This is a genomic window from Arthrobacter jiangjiafuii (assembly GCF_018622995.1).
GTDB lineage: Bacteria > Actinomycetota > Actinomycetes > Actinomycetales > Micrococcaceae > Arthrobacter_B > Arthrobacter_B jiangjiafuii.
The window spans coordinates 1,776,935-1,800,978 of the sequence record NZ_CP076022.1 but is presented as its reverse complement, the minus strand read 5'-3'; the positions used below and the strand labels follow the sequence as shown (position 1 = coordinate 1,800,978).

The following is a 24,044-nucleotide window of genomic DNA, read 5'->3' as shown; positions in this document are numbered from 1 at the left end:
CGATACAGCCACCGCCCGGGTTCTTGGTATAGCTGGCTATACCAAGGCCCGCCCCGGTCTCCGGCATAATCAGGCAGGTGAGATTCCCCGACCGTTCCGCGCTGGACGCCCGCCTCCAGGCCCTGGCCTTCCTCCTGCGGGAGGGCAGGGCCTGGTTGGCGTCCCTGGGGATGATGCTGGCGGCCCTGGTGCTGCTGCCGTTTCTCCCGCTGGGGGTCGGCCTCTATGGGGTACCGCGCCTGCTTCAGGTCCTGAACCAGCTGGCAGCCCGGGCCCAGGGGCGGGCCGCCGGGTTCGCCGGCGCCGTCATTCCCTTTGACCGCCGCCGCCTGTCCGGCCGGCATTCCTTTGGAGAGCTGGCTGCCCTGGTGAGCGCCGCCGAAACCCGGCGCGACGTTTCCTGGCTGCTGTTCCACTGTGCTTTTGCCCTGGTGGCAGGCGTCCTTGCCGTGGGCCTGCCTGCAGCTGCCCTTCTTAATGTGGCGGCAGCGCCGTTCTGGATGCTGTTTCCGGCGGACGCTCCGCTGGACCTGGCGTTCCCGGTCACCAGCTGGGCGTCCGCGGGAATGACGGTGTTGTTGGGCCTGGCCTACGGCGTTGCCGCCTGGCTGTTGCTGCCGTGGATGGCGCGGCGCCTCGGGGACGGGACGCTGGCCATCCTGTCGCCGCGGCGGTACGCCGAGCTGTCCCGCCGGATCTCCGACCTTTCCGCCGCCCGGGCCAGCGCGCTCACCGCCCACGCTGCCGAGCTGCGCCGGATTGAGCGGGAACTGCACGACGGCGCGCAGAACCGGCTGGTCGGCGTCGTCATGATGCTCGGACTGGCCCAGCGCGCGGCCGAGACCGACCCCGCAGCCGCCGTGCCTTTCATGGCCCGCGCCCAGGACGCCGCCACCGAGGCCCTGGCCGGCCTGCGCGAAGCCGTTCATGACATCTATCCGCCCATCCTGGACGAGCTGGGACTGGACGGGGCTGCCTCGGCACTGACCAGCCGGTCACCGGTTCCGGCCGCGCTGGACGCCCGCGGGCTGCGGCGGGCTCCGGCCGCCGTGGAATCGGCAGCGTACTTTGTCCTGGCCGAAGCCCTCACGAACGCCGCGAAACACTCGGGCGCCTCACAGATTGAGGTTCTCCTGCACACCGATTCGACGCAGCGGGAGGATGTCCTGGTGGTCCAGGTCAAGGACGACGGGCGCGGCGGCGCCGCAGTGCCGGCCGGGGATGGCGCCGTCGTCCCGGTCCGGGGTGCGCGGAACGGCCGGGGCACCGGACTGGACGGCATCGCCCGCCGGGCCGCTGCCTTTGGCGGCAAACTAATCCTGGCCAGCCCCGAGGGCGGACCGACTGTAGTAAGGGTGGAACTGCCATGCGCCTTCTGATCGCCGAGGATGATGCCCTGCTGCGCGCCGGGCTGGAACTGCTGCTGCAGGGTGAGGGCTTTGAGGTGGTCGGCTCCGCGGACAACGCCGAGGACCTGCTGGCGGCCTTTGAGCCCGGCAGCGCCGACGGCGCGGTCCTGGATGTCCGGATGCCGCCGTCGTTCACCAATGAGGGGCTGCGCGCCGCACTGGAACTGCGGTCCCTGGTGCCGGACTTCCCGGTGCTCGTCCTCTCCGCCTATGTGGAGGACCGCTATGCGAGCCGGTTGCTGGCCTCCGGAGCCCAGGGCGTGGGGTACCTGCTGAAGGAACGCGTGGGCAACGTGGGGGAATTCGTGGATGGCTTGCGGCGCGTGCTGGCCGGCGGCACCGTGATGGACCCGGAAGTTATCGCGCAGCTGTTCAGTCGGCGCAGCACCCGGGATCCGGTCCGGTCGCTGACGCCGCGGGAGTTCGAGGTGCTGGGGCTCGTGGCCGAAGGCCTGGGCAATACCGAGATCGCCCGGACCATTTCGGTATCCGAGACAGCGGTCAGCAAACACATCGGCAACATCTTCGCGAAGCTGGGCCTTTCCCCCTCGGACACCGGCCACCGCCGGGTGCTGGCCACGCTGGCGTACCTGCGGTCCTAGCCTGGGCCGGCCTCACACTGCCAGAGGTCCTCGCCGTCAGCGTCACGGATTCCGGTCCGCAGTAGTCCCAACCGTTCCGCAACACCCGCCGAGGCCCCGTTGCCGGGATGGATGCTCGCGGCAAAACGGGCCACCCCGCACCGGGTCAGGGCAATTACCATGGCCTGTGCTGCCTCGGTGGCATAGCCTCGTCCCTGATGCTTCCGACCCACTACCCACGCCAGTTCCGCCGTTGTTTCGTTGTCCGTTTTTCCGCCGCGGCGAACTGTGGCCTGGACAAAGCCCGCAGCCAGCGCCGTGTTACGGGTCCTGATGATCCAGTTCAGCCAGATTTCGGGTTCGTCCAGCGGCTCGGGCTTCTGTGTACTGCCGTCGGTTGCCCGTGATCTGCTGCCCGGCCCGAGTGATTGAAGGAGATAGCGGTGAGTGAGTTCTTCCACTGTCGGGGCCCGTCCACCGGTGAATTCATACAGCGCGGGATGCGCGAGCACCGGAACCATTTCGACGGCGTGCCCCGGCACCAGGGGTTCCAAAATGAGCCGTGGTGTTTCCAGGACGGATGTTCGGCGATTTCCAGCCTCCATCACACCGCCATTCCCTTGGGACTACCCGTTGTGTCTGTTGATGTTTCATCATGGTGTGCCGATGACGACGATTGGCTCAGGCTGGCGCGCAACAAGGACGTGTCGCCGGATTGCGCCTGCCGTTTGCGGCGGACAAACACAGGTACGCTAAGAGTTCTCCCGGGTTCAGCCGATAAACGCGCTGCCCGGCAAGATGACGAAGGAAGAGAAAGTTATGCCAGTGCCTAAGCGGAGCGACCCTGACAGCATTCGACATGATTTTGGATTCCTTACTGTTGCGGAAGTGCTCCAGCTTTGTTCCAGCCAGCAGATTCTCGACCCGTCATCGACCCTGATTTCCCGAAAGGCCCAGCTGGGCGAGGGAAATGTCTTTTACCCGGGTGTTGTTATCCAGGTCGACACGCAGAGTTCCTGCGTCATTGGATCTAAGAACGTCTTCTACCCGTCCACGTTCCTCTCCGCCCAGGACGGCGGAATGATCCTCCTGGGGTCGGGAATCCTCATCGGGCCCGGAGGGGTGCGGATTGAAGCCGGCCGCGCCGATGCCGTGGCAGTGGGCGACGGCGCCCGGCTGGGCAATGGTCCGCTGATCACCGGACGGTCGGTGCTGGGATCCGGATCGCAGATCCTGGGCGCCGTGCAGGCCGAGTCCGTGGTCCTGGCCGACGGCGGCGACTACGCCTCAGCGGACCCCGACAAGCGCGGTGCCGTGCTGAACGGCTCCGGTTTGGCCCGCGGGCTCCGGCTCGCGCCGGGCGACCTGGTGCAGACCTTCGGCGACTTTGCCAAAGCCCCCGTCCAGCGCCAGGCCGACGTCTCGGCCTGGTCGGACCGGTAGCGCCGAGCGCCCCAGTCCGCGGGCAAAGGCCCCCCCATTAGCAGAGAGCGGCGCCACTCACACCCATCTGCGAGCTTCGTTACTAAATAGTTATCCTTCCGTAATGGTCTTGTAGCTTTGAACCTGTGCCGCTGATTGAAGCGGTTCCCTCGGGCTTGTTACCTAACTCTGCCGCAGACCTGAGGTCCTCACGAATCACCACTTCGGCAGAGGCGGGGGAACCAATTACGGGTTCCTTTTGAATCCTTGGGGTTAAGTCAGCCGAAGGTTTCTTCGGCTGACCGGGTGTCTCCCATCCGCATCCGACAGCTCACCTCGCAGGTATCGGGAGAGGTAACTCAATGTCTTTCAGCAATACTTGTGGACGCCACCGTGCCGATTCAGGACTGTGGGCCACACTCACCAGCGGTAAAGCGCGCACCATCGGCACCACTGCTGCCGTTGTCGCCGCCGGCTCCGGCCTGATGCTCGGCCTCGCGGCCCCCGCTTCTGCCGGCGTCACCGCCAACGACTCGGCCGAGTCCTACAGTGCCCCCGCCGTGGCAGCAGCACCGGCCGCAGCTTCTGAGGCCGCAGCCGCATCCACCCACGTAGTCGTCTCCGGCGACACGCTCAGCGCCATTGCCGCCACCTACGGCGTCACGCTGGACGACGTCCTCGCGCTGAACGGCCTGGCGCTGGAATCCGTCATCTACCCCGGTGATGTCATCACCTACGCCGGCGGTGCCGCTGTTGCCGTTGCCGCCGCCGCACCGGCCGCGGCCTATGCCGCACCGGCTGCTGTTGAGCCTGCCGCTGCAGACTTCAGCAACATCAGCACCCAGGCCTCTTCCGTTACCCCTGCCGCCGCATCCGGCGCAGCTGTCACCGGAACCAACCAGATCATGCTGAACTCCGCGTACTCCCAGCTGGGTGCCGCTCAGGACTGCACCGTCCTGGTTGAGGTTGCGCTCCGCGCAGCAGGCCACTCGGTCGGCGATCTGGCACCCGCACAGCTCGCTGCCTACGGAACCCAGGTTTCGGACCCCCAGCCCGGCGACATGATCTACTACGCCGACGGCGGCATGGGCCTGGCCCACATCGCCATCTACACCGGCAACGGCCAGGCCATCCACAGCGGATGGAACGGCAACCAGACTGTCGAGCAGAGCGCCAACGTCGGATCCGGCCCTGTCTACTACCGCGTAGCGTAATTCCTGCCGCGCCGGCGCGTCGGGTCTGACCCGACGGGAAGAACGGCTCGTTCTCGGGCACGACGCGCGGACGGCATGGATTTATAAAAGGAACGCCCGGCCATTGGCCGGGCGTTCCTTTGTGCAACGGGGTCCATCCTGCGGCAGCGTCTCTGCTGCGGCAGCTGAGTTACACGGCAGCTGAGTTACACAGCGCCTTCGTCCTGCCCGGGGCCGCCGTCCTCCTCGTCGTGATGGTCGCCGTCGTCGTGGTGGTCACCGTCCATCGGGTGCCCGCCGGGATGGCCGGGGCGCCCGTCGCGGTCCGGCTTCGTTCCCTTGTCCGCTTTGGTTCCCTGATCCGGCTTCGCGCCCCGATCCGAGTCTTCGGATTCCGGCCCGGATTCGGCGCCGTCTTCGGCGTCCTGGTTCCGGGTGTCCTCCTGCTGCTCGGTCACTGAAGCCTGTTCCTGGTCCACGGACGTGTCAGCGGCTGCCATGCCGGCGAAAAAGGACCCGAGCAGCAGCGCCAAACCGCCGACGACGCCCAGGATCCAGCCCAGTGGCCCCCTGACCTTGTCGCGGAAAGCCATAGTGGTTTTCACCTCCCGATAGTGATTACTTACGGTTCCATTTTCGGATCGGTTTCTTCGAGGATTCTTAGAGCTGGGCCTGCTTCCCCGCCAGCGGAAGGCGGACCTCCAGCCGGGCGCCCCGGCCCTCCGACGCCGTCGCGGCCCGCACTGTACCGCCGTACCGGGCGGCGATTTCCGCCACCAGGGCCAGTCCCAGCCCGTAGTGCCGGGGTGCTGCAGCGGATTCGTTTCCGGTGCCACTCTCGGAGTCTCGGGCAGAGGCAAACCGGTCGAACGCATGGCTGCTGAACCCGGGCGGAAAGCCGGGGCCGTCGTCCTCCACCGCGATCACCGCCTCCCGGCCGCTGCGGCCCACGGAAACCCGAACCCGCGTCCGGGCGTAGTCCATGGCATTGTCGCCCAGGGCGGTGAAGATCCGTTGCAGGGCGGCCTGTCCTCCACGCACGGTCACGTCGGAGGCCGGTGCCTCCAGCTCCAGGGCCAGCCCGCGCCGCTCGGCCTCCGGTTGCAGGAGCCCGACGGCGCCGCGGGCCACGGCGGTCAGGTTCACCGTTTCGGTGCTTGCCGGCTGCCGCGGATCGGCGGCTACCAGCAGGTCTTCCAGGATGCCGGTCAGGACCTTGGTGTCGGTGACGACGTCGTCAGCGGCTTTGATCGCTGCCTCTTGCTTGGCTGCCTCGTCGGCAGCTGATCCGGATTCCTGGCCGCGGGGGTCGGCCAGCCGGCGGCGCAGCAGCTGGGCCCGGGTGCTGAGCAGGGTCAGGGGTGTGCGCAGTTCATGGCTGGCGTCGGCGACGAACCGCCGCTGCAGGGCCAGCGACTCCGCCAGCGGCCGCATCGCGGCCCGTGCCGCAACGGCCGAAACGGCGCCGGCCAGGATTCCGGCCGTCAGCACGGACACCACCAGGGACCATGCCAGCCGGCGAAGCTGCTCTGCGGCCTCGTTGGTGTCCACCGCGGCCTGCACCACATCGGGGCCGCGGCGGGCGGTCAGCACTTCATAGGTCCGGCCGCCGACTGAGACCGTTCCGCGGCGGGAAGTCCCGTCACGGGCCACCTCGGCCAGGGCCTGCTCGTCCGGAAGGCCGGCGGGCATGTCGCGCGAGACGGCGAGCCGGCCGTCGTCGTACACCGCCAGGAAAACGTCCAGCGGGACATCGCGCGGGGAGTCGTTCCGGACGGCGGATTCCAGTGTCTGCTCCGCCGCCTGGCGGGTCTGGGTAGCCACGATGCCGTAGACCAGCAGCCCGCCCAGTCCCAGCAGTCCCACCATCAGGGCGGTAAACAGGGCGGCCAGGCGCAGGGACGCCCGGCGCAGCTCGGCCTCCTCCCGGCTGCCGCGGGGACGAGGGAATCCGCTCATCAGCTCACGCCGAGCCGGTAGCCGAGGCCGCGGACGGTCAGGACCGACTGCCGTCCCAGCTTGCGTCGCAGGTAGTGCACATAGGTGTCCACCACGCCGTCGTCGTCGGCGTCGGGGAACACGGTGTCCAGAAGCTCTCCGCGGGTGAACACCTGCGCGGGCCGCCGGGCGAGATGTTCCAGCAGGGCACCCTCACGGTCGGACAGGACCACCACCTCCCCGTCCCCGGTGGTGACGGTGCGCCCGGTAGTGTCCAGCGTGCCGCCGGGCACGGGCAGTACCGGAGTGCGGCTGATGTTCCGGCGGCGCAGCGCCCTCAGGCGGGCCAGCAGCTCGTCAATGTCGAAGGGCTTGCCCAGGTAGTCCTCGGCGCCGCGGTCCAGCCCCTCGACGCGGTCGGCGGGATTCCCCAGGGCGGAGAGGATCAGCGCCGGAGCCAGCACCCCCTTGCTGCGGAGCCGGGCCAGGACATCCAGGCCCTCGATCGCGGGCAGTCCCCGGTCCAGGAGCAGGACGTCAAAGGGGCGGGTCAGCCCTTCATGCAGCGCCCGCCGTCCGTCGAAGGCCAGCGTGACCTGGTAGCCCTCGGACTCCAGCAGATCAGCGAGCATCCGGGCAAGGCTTCGGTCATCTTCAACGACCAGGATCCGGGGCTGCTCGGCCATGGAAAAAGTCTAGCGGCGCAGCACGTTCACCGGCTGGGTGCCGGCGGCTTCGGAGCGGTTTTTCGGTGTAGTCAGCAGGACGACCGCGACGGCCACCACCGCCCCGATGGTCGCCTCAAGCGCCCGGTCCAGGGTCAGCTCCCAGACGGGTTGTTCGGAGATAAATCCGGTCATCAGCAGGGCCACCGGGGTCAGGAACACCATGGCAAGGGCATAGTGCCGGATCACGTAGACCTCTCCGGCGAATTGGAGCAGCGTCAGCAGCACTGCCAGCTGCACCGGGGTCCAGTCCGGCTGCAGCAGCAGCGCCGACAGCAGCACCCCGGCGTAGGTGCCGAGGATAAAGTGGCCCGCCCGCACCCGGGCATTGGCCGCGTCAGCGGCGGCCAGCGGGGCGCAGGCGGCGAGCATCGCCCAGTAGCTGTGTCCCGTGCCCAGTGCCACGGCCAGGGAACCCGCCGCCGCGACGGCCGCAATATAGCGGCCGGAGTGCTGCAGGATCCGCCCCCAATCCGCGGGCTGGGACGGCGGCCGCGGCAGCACAGGGGTGTGCCGGCGGGCATGCACCCGGCCGGCTATGCCAAGCACCAGGGCGGTTAGGACGCTGCCCGCGACAGTCAGCGATGCCTCGGCCAGGGAGCCGGTAAAGGGGGCAGCGGAGGTGGCGGTGAACGCGAAGATATAGGTGAACGGTCCGGCGGGACGGACCCGGAGGTAGTCTGCGGCTACGGAGATGCAGCCGGCGATAAGCGTCGCTGCCGCCACGATCTCCCAATCGGAGCGCCCGGCCATCGACATCGCATCGCCGAGGACCACGGTCAGGCACATCAGGGCGCCGGACTGGGCCTGGTGCCGCAACCGGCGCCAGTGCGGTTCCGACCGGCCGAACACTCCGGTCAGCGAGCCGAAGATGGCGCACATGGTCAGGTCCGGGCGGTCGAGCAGGAGGAGCACGATCAGGGGTATCAGCAGCCCGGCGGCAACCCGGACGGCGGGCGTCCGGTGTCCGCGCCCGGCAGGGACAGCGAGGAATTCACGGAGGTGGTGCATCAATGCGGTTACATCCGCGCTTTCGTCTTGGCTGTTGCCTTCGCCGACCAGGGGTCCTCCGGCCAGGGGTGTTTGGGATATTTGCCCCGCATCTGCGCCCGGACCTGCAGATAGGGTCCGGACCAGAAGGAAGCCAGGTCATCGGTTACAGCCAGCGGGGCCCGGGCCGGGGAGAGCAGATGGAAGAGCACGGGCACCCTCCCCTGCACCAGCCGCGGCGACTCGGCCCAGCCGAAGCACTCCTGCAGCTTGACTGCGACGACCGGGCGGCCGCCGTCGTCGTCCACCTCCGGATACGTGATCCGCACCTGCGAACCGCTGGGCACGGCCAGCCGTTCCGGGGCCAGCTCTCCCAGTTTGGCGGCGTCGGGCCAGGGCAGCAGCCGGCGCAGCGGCTCGGTCAGGTCGATCCCGTTCACCGAAGCCCCGCCCGCCAGGGCCTGCAGCTCGGGCGACAGCCAGTCCTCCAGGCGGGCCAGCAGTGCCGGCTCGGAAACATCGGGCCACGGAGCGCCCAGTTCGCGGTGCAGCAGCGCCATCCGGCGGCGCAGGGAGTCAGCGGCAGGCGAGAACCCGATGACGCCGAGCCCTTCAGCGGCGAGCGCACGGGACACAGCTGCGCGGCCCTCGGCTGCGCTCGGACCAACCGGTGTGGAGGACAACACGATGGCGCCCATCCGGCGTTCGCGGCGGGCAGTGACGCGTCCGGCGCTGCTAAATGAGGCCTCGACCGTATCGGTGAGCAGGTGCCCCGCGGCTGCCTCGGCGGTGTCTTCGCTCAGCGGTGCGGCCGAGCGGATCACGGCTCCGGTTCCCGCGGCGTCGCGGCCTTGCGCCCGGGACACCTCGGCAACCGCCAGCCACTCGTATCCGCTCAGGGAGCTGCCGGCCGGAAGCCCCGCCCGGGTACCCGATGAGAGCAGGTAGCGGTCGCCTCCCGATGCCGGCCCGTCGCCTGGCACGCGGCGGGCAATGCGGTCCGGAAAGGCCAGGGCGACGACGAAGCCGGTTGCCTCGGGTCCGGGAACCGCAGCGGGCGATCCGGCTGGGGTGGCCGGGGTGGCTGCTCCGGATTCCCGGCGGACGAGGGACTGCATCCGCCGGACGTCCTCGGACCAGCGCCGCTCCCCCGGATCCCGTCCTGACCGCAGGCCGGTCAGCAGCCGGGAAAGATCAGCCCCGGGAGCCCGGTGGTCTCCGGCCACCAGTGCCACGGTTTCAGCGGCCGTGCGGGCACCGACAACAGCGGAACCGTCCAGCAGGGCGCGGGCAAGCCGCGGATCGGCAGGAATCCGGGCCAGGGTTTTGCCCAGCCGTGTCACTGCCCCGGCTGCATCCACCGCGCCGAGGTCCCGCAACACGGCCTGCGCATCGGCCATGGCGGCGGCAGGAGGCGCGTCGGGCAACGCCAGACCGGCTCCGCCGGGCGCACCCCAACAGGCCAGGACCAGTGCCGCGGCGGTCAGGTCCGCTACGGCGATCTCGGGTGTCTGGTGGGCCGGGGCGGCGCCGAAGGTGCGTTCGTCGTAGCAGCGGACCACGCGGCCCGCTCCTTGGCGGGCCGCCCGGCCGGCCCGCTGCACGGCCGAGGCCCGCGAGCAGGAAACCGTCACCAGGCCCGACATGCCGCGGGCTGCATCCCGGCGCGGTTCCCGGGCCAGGCCGGAGTCGATGACCAGACGCACCCCGGGAACAGTCAGTGAGGACTCCGCGAGACTGGTGGACACGATGATCCGGGGCGGATCCTTCGGGCCGCGGCCGGAGACGGCCCGGTCCTGCTCCCGCGGCTCCACCTGGCCGTGCAGTTCGAGGACTTCGGTCCCGGTCCCGACCTGGTTGCGGATCCGGGAGGCCACAAAGGACACTTCCCAGGCACCGGGGACAAAGACCAGGGCATCAGCCTCCGGATTGGCGGCGACCAGTTTGGTGTGCGCGGCCGCGGCTGTGTCGGCAACGTGGGTGAGGAAGTTCCGGGTCACCCCGTGTTCATCCAGCCGCAGCGAGGGTGGCGGTGCCCATGCCACCTCCAGCGGGTGCAGCGCGGACGGGCAGCCCACCACTGGAGCCGGAATGCCGTCGTCGCCGATCAGTGCGGCGAACCGCGGCGCGTCCAGCGTGGCGGACATAGCCACCAAGGTGAGGTCTCCGCGCAGCTGGCGGACTTCGGCGAGCATACCCAGCAGCAGATCGGTCTCCAGGCCGCGCTCGTGTACTTCGTCCAGGACGACGGCGGCGGTGCCATCCAGTCCGGGGTCGGCGAGCAGGCGGCGCAGCAGGATCCCCGGGGTGACGAATTCAATGACGGTATCCGGGCTGGTATGGCTCTCGCCCCGGACCGTGTAACCCACACGGTCACCCAGCCGGGAGCCATCAAGACTGGCCAGCCGGCGGGCCGCGGACCGGGCGGCGACGCGGCGCGGCTGGGTCACGACTATGCGCGGAGGCCTCTGGACGTTGCTAAGTGGTGGATTCGCGAGGATCAGGTTGGCGAGCAACGGCGGGACAAGGGTCGTCTTTCCGGTGCCCGGTGGAGCTTGGACGACGGCGGCGCTTGCCGTGTCGGTGCTCTTGGCCGGTGCCAATGCGGCGGCCAGGTCCGGCAGCGCCTCGGCAAAGACCAGCCCGGCACCGATGGTCTCCAGATCAAATGCACCCGCGATGGAGGCTGCATCCGCGCTAGGGGACATCGGGTTGAGGCCAGGGATCCGGGGTCCATTCGATGTGCTCACCGTTCCATTGTCCCGCCCATGACGAGGCGCAATGTCCCACTCATCGTCGCAGTACCGGACGTGGCGGCGGCGGAGCCGTGGATCGGTAGACGTGACCGGTGGGGGTGGTGGTCTCCACCGTGTGCCGGTCGGCCGGAACATCCCGCGAGCTCCAGCCCGGCGCTTCCTTGGCCTGGTTGCAGGCCTCGCACAGGCCCTGGATGTTCTCCGCACTGGTTTGTCCGCCCTCGCGGAACGGTTTGATGTGGTCGTAATGCCGGATTGGCGCCCCGCACCACGGCATCCGGCAGATCTGGTCCCGCGCCGCGATGAACCGGGCCAAACCATCCGGCACCAGCCGTGCCCGGGAATCCATGGCCGTCAGCCGGCCGGTATCCGGTGCCGTGTACAGGCGGCGCAACCAGACCCGTGTGCGTGGATCCGGCCGGATATTGCCGCTTTCGCTTCCCCGCCCGTTCTGGTTGTCCTGCCTGTTGGGCTCGCTACCGGCGCCTGCGCCTTGAAAACCCCTGTTATCGGAACCTGTGCCGGTGGAGCCGGCATTGCGGATCAGGTCCCTCGCCCACTGCGCGGGCACGATCCCGTAGCCGGCCAGCACCGCAGGCTCGGCACCAGGAGGGACCCATGGGACCAACACATCAGAAGCGGCGGTCGCGGCAGGGTCGCCCGAAACGCCCGGATTGGCGGGTGCTTCCCGGCCGCCTGCGCTTGCACCGCCGGGCTCGGACAGGATGCCGTGGAGCAGGGTCTGATCCGTCATGATCAGTTGCACCTCAACGCGCACATCCTCCGCCCGCGCCTGACCCGTGACCCGCTCCACCAGCGTGTCGGCCATGATCTGCCCCCTGGAGCGGGAATCCCCCGCAGCCCGCAACCGGTCCGCTTCCCGCGTCAGTGCGGCAAACACCCCCACCCCCTGGGTCACCGGCAGCAACCCGGTCACATACGTCATGGTGTCCGGCGCCGGGCGACAGGACACATACCTGTCAGCTACTGCTTTCGAAGACCGATTCACCACGCTATGCGGATCCAACCCATACGAGAGCTTCTTGATCTTTGCGGTCAGCTTCCTGTCCCCGAGCTGTTCCAACCCGGCCAGGTCCCCGGCCACCACCTCATCCACCCGCGCCCTATCCTCCCGGGACAGGCAGGCTGTTTCCTTTACCAGGATTGTGGCCCGCCATTCATTGATCACCCCGGTACTGAGCGCGTGCAGGGTATGGGGCATCTCCGTACTCAGGATCCGAGCCAGCCCCAGCAGCCGGGCACCGGCATGCGGTGACACCCTTCGCGCCAACGCAACCTGCCCGGCAACACCCCGCCCCAACTCATCCTGCTTCACACCCGCCCGGGCCTGCGCCTTCCGGGTCGAGACATCAAAGGCTGCAGCAGCCCGGGCCTGCGCGGCAGCGGCTGCGCACTTCAACTCCTCCAGGCCCCGGATCTCATCTATCAACCGTGCCCGCTCCTCAGCCTCACCGTCGAAGTCGGCAGTATCGACGGAGAGATCAGCTGTATCGACAGACAGGTCAGCCGTCCTGTCGGCCGGGCCCGCACCCGGTCCAGGGACCCCGTTGCTCTCATCACCAACACTTGAGTAGTACATATCTTCGATTTTAGTGAGGAAGGCCACCATGTGAGGCTTTTCTAGCTACGGGAGGTTTACGCGGAAAAAGTACCTGCCAACCACGGCCGGCGGCCACCCCTCCTGCCCAAGCCCTCGCAGGATCTCCTCGGGGCCTGGACCGGCAGCGACGCCCCACCGGACATCCGTTGGACGGAGCCCTAAGCACTCTCGGCTGGCACGGAAAGCGGCTTGAAGGCCCGTCCGCTGCGCACCCACTGGTCTTCGAGAGCACCACCGAAGGTCGATGCGGCCACCGTGCCGGGGGCCATGGACATTCGGGGCAGGCGGCAGCCCTTCATGTTTGCCCTACACCGCGAGGGGGCGAGCAGGGTATTGCCGCACGGCCGATAGTCCTGTGACATGTGATGGTGTACCCCAACCCCCTTGAAGAATCGCTTGCGCTCCGGCTCCGCACCGCCGGCAGTGTGTTCGCAGAGGCCGAAGCCCGCCTGCTGGCAGCTGAAGCCTGGAACTCCGCAGCCCTGGAGAGCATGGTGTCCCGCCGGACCGCCGGAGAGCCGTTGGAACAGGTCCTGGGATGGGCGGAATTCTTCGGCCTCCGGGTGGCGGTCGCGCCCGGTGTCTTCGTGCCGCGGCGGCGCACCGAGCTCCTCGCCGCCCGCACCATCGCCCTGCTGGCAGCCGGCACCGACCCGCTGGCCCTGCCGGCAGGCAGCCCCAATCAGGTGGTGGCCGAGCTGTGCTGCGGATCGGCCGCCGTCAGCATGGCCATAACCCGGCACGCCCCGACAGCCTCGCTCTTCGCAGTCGATATCGACCCCGCCGCAGTCCGCTGCGCCCGCCGAAACCTGGACGAGCCGGCCGTCGTCCTGCAGGGTGATTTATACGAGGCGCTGCCGGCTCACCTTCGCGGCGGGATCGACGTCGTCGTCGCGAACGCTCCCTATGTTCCCTCTGCGCAGCTCGGCACCATGCCGCCCGAAGCACGCGATCACGAACCCGCCCTGACCCTGGACGGCGGCGTGGACGGGCTGGACATCCAACGCCGCATCATCGACGAAGCACCGGTCTGGCTCCGTCCGGGCGGAACCCTGCTGCTGGAGTGCAGCGAGCGGCAGGCGCCAATGGTCGGGCAGCTCATGACGGCGGCAGGATTCGTCCCGGAAATCCTGCACTGGGAGGATCCGGATGCCACGGCTGCGTCGGGCCGCTGGAGTCCGTGTACGGCGCGGACGCCAGGATAGGGAAGACTGGAAGCTCGCAATCTCTAAAGGTGGAACCACTTGATCAATCTTCAGCAGGACAACGACGGCTTTGTCCGCATGCCCCGGCACTTCCCCCAGTCGGCCTCGGTGAGCATCACGTTCACCGACGGAACCACCGAAGTCCTCACCGGCGCCCGGATCAATAAGGCGTACGACGACGCCCTGGCCGACTTCCGCGCCAAGAACCACCTGGACGCGAAGGGCTTCCCCCGTCACCCGAAGGTCTTCCCCGGCGGCGGCAACAAGATCGACTTCGTGCCGGTTCACCCCGGTATGGGCGAGTAACACCCGCCGAAACCTATGGCTTGGCACCGGGCATTTGGCGGACTGATCCCAGATGCCCGGTGACGAGCCGCAGCAGTTCCGGCACCACGGCCGGATGGAAATAATGCCCCATGCCCGGGATCGTCACGTGACGGGACCCGGCTATGGCGGCGGCCGTCGCCGCTCCCCCGCTCGGGTGCACAATCGGATCCCGGTCACCGTGGATCACCAGCGTGGGTGCGGTAATTCCAGCCAGGTCAGCCGTACGGTCCTGAGAGGCGTTGATGGCGCCAAGCTGCCGCGACCGTCCCGTCCCGCCGTCGGGAAAAGCGCCCCGGTCCCAGGCCGCACCGGCCAACTCCTCCTCCACGGCAGCATCCGCGGGATAGGTCCGGCCGGCCAAATGCTGCATCATGCCCACACGCGCGCGGACAAATTCCTCCCGGGTCCGGGCCGGCCGGGCCGCCAAGCGACGCTTCGTCGAAAGTGCCGCAGCACCCGCTTCCCGGGCACCGGTGGTGGAAATCAGCGACGTCAGGCTCAGCGTGCGGTCCGGATGATGGGCGGCCACCGACTGGGCGATCATCCCGCCCAGGGACATCCCCATAATGTGCGCCCGCTCCAGGCCCAGGTGATCCAGGAGCCCGACGACGTCGTCCGCCATGTCCTCGATCCGATAGGCACCCGGCACCGGCCGCCCCAGGGCCTGCATCAGAAGGGAAGGTGTGGGCGTCTGCATCCGGCTGGACCGGCCGGAGTCCCGGTTGTCCGGCCGGATCACCCGGTAGCCCTGCGCCGCCAGGCCCTCCGTGAACTGGGCCGGCCAAGACGTCAGGTCCATACCGAGCCCGGACAGCAGGACCACCGGTTCGCCGTCGTCGGGCCCGTCCTCCCGGTAGCAAAGCCGCACCCCGTTGGCCAGGGTGGTGAAGCGGTCCGGGACCCCGTTTAGCGGCGTCAACCCGTCTGGCCCGTGAAAATGCAGGTGCTCGTCGACCAGCGCGCCCTTCTGCAGGTCCTTGCGGTCGGCGAGGAAGTTCATGGTCATCAGCCACGGTGCGTGCGTTCCCTGCCGCGGCAGCGCGTCCAGGCTGCGTTGGACGTAGCCGGCGCCGAAGTCCAGCAGCGGCCGGGTCGGCAGATCCGCCGGCGTCACCGGGACCGCCGGCGTCACCGGGACCGCCGCCGTGTAACCATGCCGGTCCATATGCGTCAGCAACCGCGAGAACCATTGGGTCAGCAGCCCGATCTTGAGGGTCCAGGACGCGTTGGTGTAGCCGATGGCGAAGGCCATATTGGGCACACCGCTGAGCATCACACCCCGATACGCGACAGTCTGCGGCAGCTGCACCGCCGCGCCGTCCACCCGTAGTTCCATCCCGCCCAGCACCTGGATGGTGAATCCGGTGGCGGTCACGACGACGTCGGCCTCCACCTCAGCGCCAGACGCCAGCCGGATGCCGCGTTCGGTAAACGCGGTGGTCTGACCAGTCACCATCTGCGCCCGGCCGGAGCGCAGGGCGGCAAAGAAGTCGCCGTCGGGCACCGCGCACAGCCGCTGGTCCCACGGTCCGTACGGCGGATTCAGATGGGTTTCCAGATCAAATCCCGCAGGCACCGCCCGGCGCTGGATGGCGCGGATCACCGAGCGGGCGGCTCGGGGCCAGCGTTGGCAGAGCGACCAGATGGCGCGTTGCCGGCGGGCGCTCACTTCCGCCATGATCCGCCCGGTACGTTTGGGGCCGACGACGCCGCGCAGCCGGCGGGCGATCGGATCCTCCGCGGGAATCGGGAGGATGTAGGTGGGGGTGCGCTGGACCATGGTTACTTCAGCGCCCAGCTCGGCCAGCGCGGGAACAAGGGTGACGGCAGTGGCGCCGCTGCCGATGACCGCGACCCGCTTGCCCTCCACGGCCAGGTCTTCGGGCCAGTGCTGCGGATGCACCACCCGGCCGGCAAAGCGTTCCGTTCCGGGAAGTTCCGGAGCATAGCCCTGGTCGTAGCGGTAGTAGCCGGCGGCGTTGAAGATCCAGCCGGCAGTGAGGTCCAGGAACTCACCGGTTCCCACCGGTTCCGGCACTGACCCGTCCGGCGCCGGCACGGCCTGCCGGGTCCGTTCCACCCGCACCTTCCAATGGGACTCCTGGCTGGAGAAGTCCGCTGACACCACCCGCTGGTGATAGCGGATCAGGGCATCCACGCCGTACTCTGCCGCGGTGTCTTCGAGGTAGCGCAGGATGCCCGGCCCATCGGCGATGGCCTTCTCCTCGCGCCACGGCCGGAAGTCGTAGCCAAAGGTATAGAGATCGGAGTCGGAACGGATCCCCGGATACCGGAAGAGATCCCAGGTGCCGCCCGCCCGTCCCCGGCTCTCCAGCAGGGCGATGGTGCGGCCGGGGTGATCCTTGCGCAGGCGGCAGGCCGCACCGATCCCGCTAAGCCCGGCGCCGACAATCAGCACGTCCAGGTGTTCCACGGCCTGCTTGGATTCCATGACTCCCCGTTTCATCCGCCGGCACGTCCTTATGCCGCTGAAGTTTCGCCCTTGGAAGCGACCCTATCGAACCCCTCGGACATTTTCGCCTGCGGGAAGTCTTCCAGGTGCACGGCCATGCGCCTGACGCCGCGGTACCGGTGGCTCGGCCAGCGGCTCTACTCCTCGGATTATCAGACCTGGTGCACGGCGGAGGGAACCGAGCTGGCCTGCGAGCCGGAAAAGTGATTAAACGGGAGGTTCGGGGTCGTACTGGATGCCGCGCCGGACCTCCCGGGCCCGCTGAACCCCGGCCAGCCGCCGGACCAGGTGCAGGGCCATGTCGATGCCGGCACTGACCCCGGCGCTGCTGACGACGTCGCCGTCGTCGACCCAGCGATCGTCAGGACGGACCTGGATGCTGGGATCGAGTTCGGCCAGGGTGTCCAGGGCGTCCCAGTAAGTCGTGGCCGGGCGGCCCTGGAGCAGTCCCGCCGCCGCGTACACCAGGCTGCCGGTACAGACACTGGTCATCAGCGGGACCTGGGCGCGCAGTGTGCGCATCCAATCCAGATGCCCGTCGTTCCGTGCCAGCGTGCGGGTGCCGTGCCCGCCCGGATGCAGGAAGACCTCGAATCGCGGCGCCTCAGCGCGGGAGGTATGCGGTGTCAGCAGCAGCCCCTTGGCCGCCATGACGGGCAAGCCGTCCCCGGACAGCATGACGACGTCGTACCCGTCTTCCGGGTAGTTCCGGGTCCAGTAGGCCAGGACCTCCCAAGGTCCCACGGCGTCGAGTTCCTCCAGGCCGTCAAAGAGCAGGATGCCGATGTGTTTGGGGCCCTGATCCTGTGACATTTCCGGATCCTGGGACGTTCGCTCATCCTGTGTCATGCCCTGATCCTTCCAGTGCCGCAGCGCAGCGGCAACGAACGTCATTTCCGTGTCCCAATGCTGTATTCGGAGGCAGCCGGCGAAGGCTTGCGATCCTGCTGCTCCACGGCGGATTCTGCTCGCTGGAATCCCTGCGGGCTCAGTCTGATGCGCTGGTGGCGGAGCGCCGGGTGTATGCCTTCGAACGTCCCGGCCATGGACGGTCGGCGGATATCGACGGCGGCTACAGCTATGAACGCAGCATCGCCGACACGCTGGCCTACGCGGATCTGGTCCTGGCGAAGCTGGTCCGGCTCTGGACCGAGGAGCCGCGGATCAACCCCGCGGTCCTCTCCGCCATCACCGCCCCCACTCTGGTGATGTCCGGGGACCGCGACACCATCCGGACCACAGCCTGCTGATCGCCGCTTCCATTCCCGGTGCCCAGTTGTGCATTGTGCACGGCGCCACCCACGGACTCGTGGCTGAAAGCCCGGAGCTGATCAGCGCGGTCGTGCGGGAATGGCCTAAGTAACGAATCGAGTCGATGCCGGTGCCCGTATTCGCCTTCGCCTGCATTTAGCTGGCCTGATACGGTTTTTGTGGCTGAATTCGGCCCTTACCTAGTCCCCCGCTCCCCCCAGCAGTGAGATGTGAGAACGCACCATGAACAAAGAAACAGCAGTATCAGAGCATCCGGGAACGGTCCCGAACCCCGAGCGCACCGTGACGGTCTGGGATGACGGTGTGCAGCTGGACTTCACCTTCGCGGACTGCATGAAGTACCACGGTCCGGGATTCCCGGGTGGCGTCGCGCATGCCTTCGCGGTGCTTGGCCGCGCGCTGCCCGAGCTCGCGGCCCGCACTCCGGGCGGCCGGGTGGAACGCCGCGGGCTTAGGATCCGCACCCCCTTTGGCGGCCCGGGCGCCCGGGATGCCTTCGAACTGGTGACCCGCGCGGTCACCGGAGACCGCTACGCCGTCCTGCCCGAACTGGCCCGCCCCGAGCGCGGAAACACCCTCGCCCGCTATGTCTTTGAGCTGGCCACAGACGCCGCGAGCGTTACCTGCATCATCCGCGACGACGGCATCGTTGCGGAGGAGTTCATCAACCTCACCGCGAAGCCCGACAAGACCGCGGAAGAGCTCTCGCATCTGGAGGACCTGAAGGTCGAAATGCGCGACCGGATCCTCAGCCGCGACCCGGCCAGCGTTTATGACCTGGAGGGCTAAACCCTGGGACGGGTTTTTGGCCGCTGTCGGGTAGGTTGTCCCGAGAGCGGCCACCGGGCCGGCAACTCCTCCTCGTGGAAGGGCCTTGAGACCATGCCTGTGAGATTCAGCGGTGCAGACCGATGAGGCATAACCCCGTGTACGCGCTGGAGGAGATCGCGGCCATTAAGGACCTGATTCGCGCCAATCCGTGGTGCACGTTCATTACGCATGTTCCCGGCAGCGGCCTGGTTGCCTCGCACTATCCGGTGCTGCTGGATGAAGATGCCGAGGGCATTGTCCTGCTCAGCCATATGGGCCGCCCGGACGAAGAACGGCACCGGCTGGGTACGGAGGAGATGCTGGTTATCATCCAGGGACCGCATGGGTACATTTCCCCTGGCTGGTACGGCTACCGTCCGAATGTTCCCACCTGGAATTTCACCACGGCCCACCTTTGGGGCACCCCCGAGGTTTTGTCGGATGCAGAGAATCTCGACGTCCTGGACCGTTTGGTGACGCATTTCGAATCGGCGCTGCCTGATCCCCATCTGCTGCATGCCACCAGCGGCAACAGCGAGTACGCCCACCGCATTGTCAAAGGAACGGTGGGGTTCCGTTTGCCTGTTGTCCGGATGGAGGGCAAGGAAAAAATGAACCAGGACAAAGCGCCGGAGACCATCCGCAGCATCATTGACCATTTGGAGTTGCCGGGACCGTATTCCAACCCGGCCCTGGCCGCCCGGATGCGGCAGGCCAATGCTTCGGTCTTGAACGACGTCTTGGATGAGTCGGGCCTGGACGGGTAGGACCAGCCTGAACTGCTTGTGCTGCTTCCCCTCGACGAACAGGAACACCCGGTGCCGGATAATCTCCTCCTAAAAAATGCCTCGCTCCCGAATACTGGCGGGCGATTCGATGTCCTGCTGAGCGGCGGGATCATTGCTGCGCTGGTGCCGGCCGGAAGCCCTTTGCCCGACGGCCCGTGCCTGCGCGACCACGGAGGCACCGCCGTCGTCGGCCCTGGAACGCAAACGCATGACCTTGACGGCCGCTATGTGATTCCGGGGCTGTGGGACAACCACGTCCATTTCGGCCAGTGGGTCACCCGGCAACAGCGGCTGGACCTAAGCGCTACCGCCAGCGCCGCTGACGTGCTGGACATCGTCCGGTCGGCTGCCGGGGGCCGTGCGGAGATGCTGGTGGGGTTTGGGTTCCGTGACGCGCTCTGGCCGGACTCCCCCACGCTGGCAGCGCTCGATTCCGTGTCCGGGTCAACGCCCGTCGTCCTGATCTCTGGCGATCTGCATTGCCTATGGGTCAATTCGGCGGCGCTGGGCATCCTGGGACTGCCCGGCGCGCGCGACGGCGGGAACGACGATGGCGGGAACGACGATGGCGGGAACGACGACGGCGGTGTCGGCGCGGACGGCAGCGGCCTGCTCCGCGAAGGTGCCTGTTTTGAGGCGCTGGAAAAACTGCAGGATCCCACCCAGCTTTCACACGCCGCCTATGCCCGGGCGGCTGAAGCCGCGGCACGACGCGGCGTCGTCGGCATTGTGGACTTTGAGAATACGGACAACGTTTCGCAGTGGCCCGAGCGCGTCCGTCACGGCATGGACTCGCTGCGGGTTGAGGTTTCGGTGTGGCCGGACCGCCTCGACGCTGCCATCCGCAGCGGCGTGAAGACCGGCGATGTGTTGGACAGCCGCGGCCTGGTGACCATGGGTCCCTTGAAGGTCATCGTGGACGGGTCGCTGAATACGCGCACGGCCTGGTGCTGGGATCCGTATCCCGGCCTGCCGGCAGCCCATCCGCACTCCTGCGGGGTGGAGAGCGTGCCGCTGGCGGAACTGCAGGGACTCATGGCAGCGGCACACAGTGCCGGGCTGGGCGCAGCGATCCACGCGATCGGCGACCGGGCCAACACCGCTGTGCTGGATGCGTTCGAAGCGCTGGGCATGCCGGGCGTCATTGAACACGCACAATTGGTCAGCGAACAGGACTTTGCCCGGTTCAAGGCGCTGGGCCTGGCAGCGAGCGTGCAGCCCGAACATGCCATGGATGACCGGGATGTTGCTGATGCCTTCTGGGCAGGGCGGACCGGACGAGCGTTTGCCCTGGCCTCGCTGCACCGTGCCGGAGCTGAACTGCGGCTGGGCTCCGACGCGCCGGTGGCTCCACTGGATCCCTGGTTTGCGATCGCGTCGGCGGTTGGGCGGAGCCGCGACGGACGTGCTCCGTGGCATCCGGAACAGTGCATCCCTGCTGCTGCGGCGCTCACGGCGAGCACGCGCGGTCGCTCCGCCGTGCGCGTCGGGGACGTGGCCGACGTCGTCGTCGTTGAGAAGGATCCGCTCACCGTTCCGGCGGACCAACTGCGGACCATGCCCGTTTCCGCGACCCTTCTGGGCGGGCGGTTCACCTGGTCCGATCTCTGACCTCCGCGGCGGCGTCAGCGAAAGAGGCTGCGCAGGCCGCCCACCGGTCAGCGGCTAGTCGTGCAGGAGCACTTGGTAGAGGTTGTGGTCCTGCCAGCTGCCGGCGATCTTCAAGTAGCGCGGCGCCATCCCGATCTGCTGGAAGCCGGCCTTCAAGAGCACGCGTTGGGAGCCGATGTTGTGCAGGAGCGTGCTTGCTTCAATGCGGTGCAGCCCGAGTTCATCGCGTGCCGCTTCCACAATCGCCAGCACCGCGGCTGATGCCAGGCCTCGGCCCGCGTACTGGCCATCAACCCAGTAGCCCAGCCCTGCGCTTTGGAAGGGGCCACGAACTATTCCGGCCAGATTGAACCGGCCGACGATGCGGTCTCCGGCAAACAGCCCAAGGGAGAAGCCCTCGCCTGCTTCGGCTGCTGCAAAGCGTTTGTTGATATCTGCCCGCTGCCACGCCTCTGAGTAGTATTCATCGGCACGCACCGGTTCCCACGAGGAAAGGTAGTCACGGTTGCGGATGTAGGCAGATGCCAGTGCCGGAGCATCGCCCCGACGCAGCACCCGCATGCTGACTTCATCAGTGAGGTGGCAGGGTTTGAGCATCAGGCAAGATTACCCATGATCTTGATTAGCCGGTCATTTGGGGGCAGGAAATCCGGCGGTCAATAGTCGCTGGGACAAAAGCCGCTGCCCGGAAATAGATGTTCGGTACTGTGTAAGGCATGGGGAAATACGAACAGAGACGAGAATCCGCTGCTTGCCTGCGGAATGGCTGGCGGCCTGCCGATTGCGTGGGGCGCGGCATGGGGGCGGCAGATGTCTGAAGAACTCGGGGGTCTGATCTCCCTGTCCTTCGCCCTTGTCCTGCTTCCGGGCATCTGCATTGCCGTTACCCGCCAGGCAGCCGAAGGCCTCGTCGGCATAAACGGTTCCTTCGGGATTCGGACGCGTTATACCCGGGCATCCGATGATGCCTGGGTGGCCGGGCACCGGGCCGCTCTCCCAGTGGTGAAGGCGATGTGGCCTGTTGCCGGCGTTGGGCTGGCAGCCGCCGTTATCGTGCACATTTCCTTTGGTGGTTCCGCGGGTACAGGTGTGGCTTTCCTGGCGCTCATGGCTGAGGTCGCAGTCGTCTTACGTTCCGCCGCGGTCGCTAACCGTGCTGCACGCTCCACTCCGGCCGCTCCGGACCAATAGAATCCGGCCCATTAGATGGCTGTTGCGGCACCCGCGAAAGCCAATCCTCAGGGTGCCGAACGCGCGCAGGTATTCCCGTGCTTTCCCAAGTAATTGGTGCGAAAAAGACGGGTATTTGTAGGACCTGAAAAGGGGCTGTTTGAGCCTGTTTCGGGCTCTTTTTGAGCCGGAAATGTCAGAGGCAGGTGAAAGCCTGAAGACATGGATCAAGACAGGAATGTTCCCGGCACCGAGGCCGGCGACGACGGCGGCGGTGGGGTTGGCGCGACCACTGCCGCGGCCGCGGTGGAGCGCAGCCGGGTGGTTTTCGACGCGGGTCTGGGAGCTTTCACCGGGTCGCTGGTCCTGCAGGGTGTCGAGGTCCTGGATGAGGAGCAGGCCGGGGTGGTGTTGACCCGGCTGGATCAGCTGGGCCGGTGGGTGCAGGCGCAGCAAGCGAAAGTCCTGCACCGGATCGAGGGTATCTTCCGGGACGAGATGTTCTTTGCATCAGGGAAACTCGAGCCCGGTTTGGCGTTCAGCCTCGCTGCCGAGGAAGCCGCGACCATCCTGGGGATTCCCACGGGCACTGCGGCGATGCGGATGAGCGAAGCCGGAACACTCTGTGACACGCACGCGGCCACGCTGGCGAAGCTCGAGTCCGGGGCGCTGAGTTACGGGCACGTGCAGACGGTGCTGGATCAGTCGCAGAACATTCCCGCCGGCGAGCTGCCGGGGTTTGAAGCGGAGCTGTTGGACGTGGCTGTTACGGGGCTGACGGGTTCCCAGTTCCGGGTCAAGGCCCGGCGGCTGCGGGAGAACAAATATCCGGAGACGATTCAGAAGCGGCAGCGCACGGCGTTTGAGAAGCGCCGCGTGGTGCTGGACCCGGATTGTGACGGGATGTCCTGGCTTTCGGCGTTGTTGCCTGCAGAGAAGGCGCAAGCGATCTTCACTCAGCTTTCGAAGGCCGCCCGGGGTGAGCGGTCCGCCGGAGACCCGCGGATGGTGGATCAGTTGCGGGCGGACATCCTTGAGGACCTACTGCTGGACCATGATGATCAGCAGGCCAGCTTCAATGCAGAGAAGGGCGACGCAACCGACTGTGGCGGGAACCCGGGTGATAAAGCGGCTGGCGGCAAGACCCGTGGCCGGGCAAGGGCAAGGGCCCGCGCCCGGACCGAGATCCTGGTGCTGATTAACGCGGAAACCCTCTTCGGTGCCGACGAGCAGCCGGCCGAACTGCACGGTTACGGACCCATCAGCCCGGAAACCGCCCGCCGGATGGCTCGGGAAGCAGCGAAATGGACTCCGGTCGAGCGGGATCCGGAGACTGAGGAAATCCTGCGGGTGGGCCGAAGGCGGAAAGTCCCCGCCGGGCTGCAGCGATGGCTGCGTGCCAGGGATGGAACCTGCCGTTTCCCGGGGTGCCGCTCCAATGCCGTGATTTCCGAGATTGACCACACCCGGCCGTGGGCGCAGGGCGGGAAAACCGACCACGACAACCTCGAACACCTCTGCCGGCGGCACCACATGTTCAAAACCGAAGGGTTCTGGAAGGCCTGCCAACCGGCAGCCGGAATTATCGAGTGGACCTCACCGGGCGGACGGACTTATCGGACCGAACCCCATCTGGCTCTGCTGACCTCGCCGGTCGTGCCGGTGCCAGTCGATTTGCGATTGCCAGCCGATGTGGACGACCTGCCTGAAGCCGACGCGGATCCCCCGCCCTTCTGATCCGGGACGGATCCCC

General features: G+C 67.6%; 23 protein-coding genes and 1 riboswitch. Of the genes, 13 read left to right on the top strand and 10 right to left on the bottom strand.

Annotated features, from left to right (window positions below; genetic code table 11):
* The first annotated feature begins 77 nt into the window (after positions 1–77).
* Both KKR91_RS08530 and KKR91_RS08525 read left to right on the top strand, forming a co-directional pair.
* The gene (locus KKR91_RS08530) at positions 78–1,379 is read left to right on the top strand and encodes a sensor histidine kinase (RefSeq protein WP_210228654.1); all 1,302 of its coding nucleotides are present in this window, start codon (positions 78–80) and stop codon (positions 1,377–1,379) included.
* Positions 1,367–2,011 (top strand): response regulator, encoded by a 645-nt coding sequence (locus KKR91_RS08525; protein WP_210228652.1) that lies wholly within the window; start codon positions 1,367–1,369, stop codon positions 2,009–2,011. Before KKR91_RS08530 ends, KKR91_RS08525 begins: the two co-directional genes overlap by 13 nt.
* Here the strand turns inward: KKR91_RS08525 and KKR91_RS08520 are convergent.
* Entirely contained in the window at positions 2,008–2,595 is a 588-nt protein-coding gene (locus KKR91_RS08520; protein WP_210228651.1) for a GNAT family N-acetyltransferase, read from the bottom strand. The two genes, KKR91_RS08525 and KKR91_RS08520, sit on opposite strands and share 4 nt — an antisense overlap.
* A 283-nt stretch (positions 2,596–2,878) precedes the next feature.
* Here KKR91_RS08520 and KKR91_RS08515 point away from each other — a divergent pair, with 283 nt between their 5' ends.
* A complete protein-coding gene (locus KKR91_RS08515; RefSeq protein WP_210228649.1) occupies positions 2,879–3,433 on the top strand; it encodes an LbetaH domain-containing protein in 555 nt (184 codons plus the stop codon).
* 186 nt (positions 3,434–3,619) lie between these two features.
* A riboswitch (cyclic di-AMP (ydaO/yuaA leader) is annotated at positions 3,620–3,771 on the top strand.
* Positions 3,772–3,774: 3 nt separating this feature from the next.
* The gene (locus KKR91_RS08510; protein WP_210228647.1) at positions 3,775–4,626 is read left to right on the top strand and encodes a LysM peptidoglycan-binding domain-containing protein; all 852 of its coding nucleotides are present in this window, start codon (positions 3,775–3,777) and stop codon (positions 4,624–4,626) included.
* Between the two features lie 185 nt (positions 4,627–4,811).
* Here the strand turns inward: KKR91_RS08510 and KKR91_RS08505 are convergent, their stop codons facing one another.
* The 6 genes from KKR91_RS08505 to KKR91_RS08480 form a co-directional block, all read right to left on the bottom strand.
* Positions 4,812–5,198, bottom strand: a complete 387-nt coding sequence (locus tag KKR91_RS08505) for a hypothetical protein (RefSeq protein ID WP_215057299.1) — start codon at positions 5,196–5,198, stop codon at positions 4,812–4,814.
* A gap of 67 nt (positions 5,199–5,265) precedes the next feature.
* Complete coding sequence (locus KKR91_RS08500; protein WP_210228643.1) at positions 5,266–6,564, bottom strand: sensor histidine kinase; 1,299 nt, start codon at positions 6,562–6,564, stop codon at positions 5,266–5,268.
* Entirely contained in the window at positions 6,564–7,229 is a 666-nt protein-coding gene (locus KKR91_RS08495) for a response regulator transcription factor (RefSeq protein WP_210228641.1), read from the bottom strand. The genes KKR91_RS08500 and KKR91_RS08495 overlap by 1 nt, the downstream gene beginning before the upstream one ends.
* 9 nt (positions 7,230–7,238) lie before the next feature.
* Complete coding sequence (locus KKR91_RS08490; RefSeq protein WP_210228639.1) at positions 7,239–8,279, bottom strand: FUSC family protein; 1,041 nt, start codon at positions 8,277–8,279, stop codon at positions 7,239–7,241.
* An 8-nt stretch (positions 8,280–8,287) separates the two neighbouring features.
* Entirely contained in the window at positions 8,288–10,966 is a 2,679-nt protein-coding gene (hrpB, locus tag KKR91_RS08485) for an ATP-dependent helicase HrpB (protein ID WP_210228637.1), read from the bottom strand.
* An 82-nt stretch (positions 10,967–11,048) separates the two neighbouring features.
* A complete protein-coding gene (locus KKR91_RS08480; protein ID WP_210228635.1) occupies positions 11,049–12,614 on the bottom strand; it encodes an HNH endonuclease in 1,566 nt (521 codons plus the stop codon).
* 134 nt (positions 12,615–12,748) lie between these two features.
* On the opposite strand from KKR91_RS08480, the gene KKR91_RS17115 reads away from it, so the two are divergent.
* The 3 genes from KKR91_RS17115 to KKR91_RS08465 are packed head-to-tail and all read left to right on the top strand — an operon-like array spanning position 12,749 to position 14,146.
* Positions 12,749–12,994, top strand: coding sequence for a GXWXG domain-containing protein (locus KKR91_RS17115; protein ID WP_210229712.1), 246 nt, complete (start codon positions 12,749–12,751; stop codon positions 12,992–12,994).
* A gap of 6 nt (positions 12,995–13,000) precedes the next feature.
* Positions 13,001–13,840: a putative protein N(5)-glutamine methyltransferase gene (locus KKR91_RS08470; protein WP_210228633.1), complete on the top strand. Its 840-nt coding sequence runs from the start codon at positions 13,001–13,003 to the stop codon at positions 13,838–13,840.
* A 39-nt stretch (positions 13,841–13,879) separates the two neighbouring features.
* Positions 13,880–14,146, top strand: a complete 267-nt coding sequence (locus KKR91_RS08465) for a hypothetical protein (protein ID WP_210228631.1) — start codon at positions 13,880–13,882, stop codon at positions 14,144–14,146.
* 13 nt (positions 14,147–14,159) lie between these two features.
* Here KKR91_RS08465 and KKR91_RS17025 read toward each other — a convergent pair whose 3' ends face one another.
* Positions 14,160–16,619 (bottom strand): alpha/beta fold hydrolase, encoded by a 2,460-nt coding sequence (locus KKR91_RS17025; protein ID WP_237687558.1) that lies wholly within the window; start codon positions 16,617–16,619, stop codon positions 14,160–14,162.
* A 228-nt stretch (positions 16,620–16,847) separates the two neighbouring features.
* Complete coding sequence (locus KKR91_RS08450; protein WP_237687557.1) at positions 16,848–17,489, bottom strand: DJ-1/PfpI family protein; 642 nt, start codon at positions 17,487–17,489, stop codon at positions 16,848–16,850.
* 155 nt (positions 17,490–17,644) lie between these two features.
* Here KKR91_RS08450 and KKR91_RS17020 point away from each other — a divergent pair, with 155 nt between their 5' ends.
* The 4 genes from KKR91_RS17020 (at position 17,645) to KKR91_RS08430 (ending at position 21,121) form a co-directional block, all read left to right on the top strand.
* Positions 17,645–17,890, top strand: coding sequence for an alpha/beta fold hydrolase (locus KKR91_RS17020; RefSeq protein WP_237687556.1), 246 nt, complete (start codon positions 17,645–17,647; stop codon positions 17,888–17,890).
* A gap of 244 nt (positions 17,891–18,134) precedes the next feature.
* Positions 18,135–18,701: a hypothetical protein gene (locus tag KKR91_RS08440; RefSeq protein ID WP_210228629.1), complete on the top strand. Its 567-nt coding sequence runs from the start codon at positions 18,135–18,137 to the stop codon at positions 18,699–18,701.
* Between the two features lie 122 nt (positions 18,702–18,823).
* Positions 18,824–19,489, top strand: a complete 666-nt coding sequence (locus KKR91_RS08435) for an FMN-binding negative transcriptional regulator (RefSeq protein ID WP_210228627.1) — start codon at positions 18,824–18,826, stop codon at positions 19,487–19,489.
* A gap of 162 nt (positions 19,490–19,651) precedes the next feature.
* Positions 19,652–21,121, top strand: a complete 1,470-nt coding sequence (locus tag KKR91_RS08430; protein WP_237687555.1) for an amidohydrolase — start codon at positions 19,652–19,654, stop codon at positions 21,119–21,121.
* A gap of 54 nt (positions 21,122–21,175) precedes the next feature.
* Here KKR91_RS08430 and KKR91_RS08425 read toward each other — a convergent pair whose 3' ends face one another.
* Positions 21,176–21,718: a GNAT family N-acetyltransferase gene (locus KKR91_RS08425; RefSeq protein ID WP_237687554.1), complete on the bottom strand. Its 543-nt coding sequence runs from the start codon at positions 21,716–21,718 to the stop codon at positions 21,176–21,178.
* Positions 21,719–21,931: 213 nt separating this feature from the next.
* On the opposite strand from KKR91_RS08425, the gene KKR91_RS08420 reads away from it, so the two are divergent.
* Both KKR91_RS08420 and KKR91_RS08415 read left to right on the top strand, forming a co-directional pair.
* Positions 21,932–22,312, top strand: coding sequence for an SdpI family protein (locus tag KKR91_RS08420; RefSeq protein WP_210228623.1), 381 nt, complete (start codon positions 21,932–21,934; stop codon positions 22,310–22,312).
* Positions 22,313–22,513: 201 nt separating this feature from the next.
* Complete coding sequence (locus tag KKR91_RS08415) at positions 22,514–24,028, top strand: HNH endonuclease signature motif containing protein (RefSeq protein ID WP_210228621.1); 1,515 nt, start codon at positions 22,514–22,516, stop codon at positions 24,026–24,028.
* Positions 24,029–24,044 lie beyond the last annotated feature (16 nt).

Coding starts and splice junctions, on each gene's coding strand:
- hrpB (WP_210228637.1), bottom strand. CDS start 10,966: ATGTCCCCTAGCGCGGATGCAGCCTCCATCGCGGGTGCATTTGATCTG.
- KKR91_RS17025 (WP_237687558.1), bottom strand. CDS start 16,619: ATGGAATCCAAGCAGGCCGTGGAACACCTGGACGTGCTGATTGTCGGC.
- KKR91_RS08480 (WP_210228635.1), bottom strand. CDS start 12,614: ATGTACTACTCAAGTGTTGGTGATGAGAGCAACGGGGTCCCTGGACCG.
- KKR91_RS08490 (WP_210228639.1), bottom strand. CDS start 8,279: ATGCACCACCTCCGTGAATTCCTCGCTGTCCCTGCCGGGCGCGGACAC.
- KKR91_RS08440 (WP_210228629.1), top strand. CDS start 18,135: ATGAACAAAGAAACAGCAGTATCAGAGCATCCGGGAACGGTCCCGAAC.
- KKR91_RS08525 (WP_210228652.1), top strand. CDS start 1,367: ATGCGCCTTCTGATCGCCGAGGATGATGCCCTGCTGCGCGCCGGGCTG.
- KKR91_RS08510 (WP_210228647.1), top strand. CDS start 3,775: ATGTCTTTCAGCAATACTTGTGGACGCCACCGTGCCGATTCAGGACTG.
- KKR91_RS08505 (WP_215057299.1), bottom strand. CDS start 5,198: ATGGCTTTCCGCGACAAGGTCAGGGGGCCACTGGGCTGGATCCTGGGC.
- KKR91_RS08495 (WP_210228641.1), bottom strand. CDS start 7,229: ATGGCCGAGCAGCCCCGGATCCTGGTCGTTGAAGATGACCGAAGCCTT.
- KKR91_RS08520 (WP_210228651.1), bottom strand. CDS start 2,595: ATGGAGGCTGGAAATCGCCGAACATCCGTCCTGGAAACACCACGGCTC.
- KKR91_RS08450 (WP_237687557.1), bottom strand. CDS start 17,489: ATGACACAGGATGAGCGAACGTCCCAGGATCCGGAAATGTCACAGGAT.
- KKR91_RS08420 (WP_210228623.1), top strand. CDS start 21,932: ATGTCTGAAGAACTCGGGGGTCTGATCTCCCTGTCCTTCGCCCTTGTC.
- KKR91_RS08425 (WP_237687554.1), bottom strand. CDS start 21,718: ATGCTCAAACCCTGCCACCTCACTGATGAAGTCAGCATGCGGGTGCTG.
- KKR91_RS08415 (WP_210228621.1), top strand. CDS start 22,514: ATGGATCAAGACAGGAATGTTCCCGGCACCGAGGCCGGCGACGACGGC.
- KKR91_RS08500 (WP_210228643.1), bottom strand. CDS start 6,564: ATGAGCGGATTCCCTCGTCCCCGCGGCAGCCGGGAGGAGGCCGAGCTG.
- KKR91_RS08470 (WP_210228633.1), top strand. CDS start 13,001: ATGGTGTACCCCAACCCCCTTGAAGAATCGCTTGCGCTCCGGCTCCGC.
- KKR91_RS08435 (WP_210228627.1), top strand. CDS start 18,824: ATGAGGCATAACCCCGTGTACGCGCTGGAGGAGATCGCGGCCATTAAG.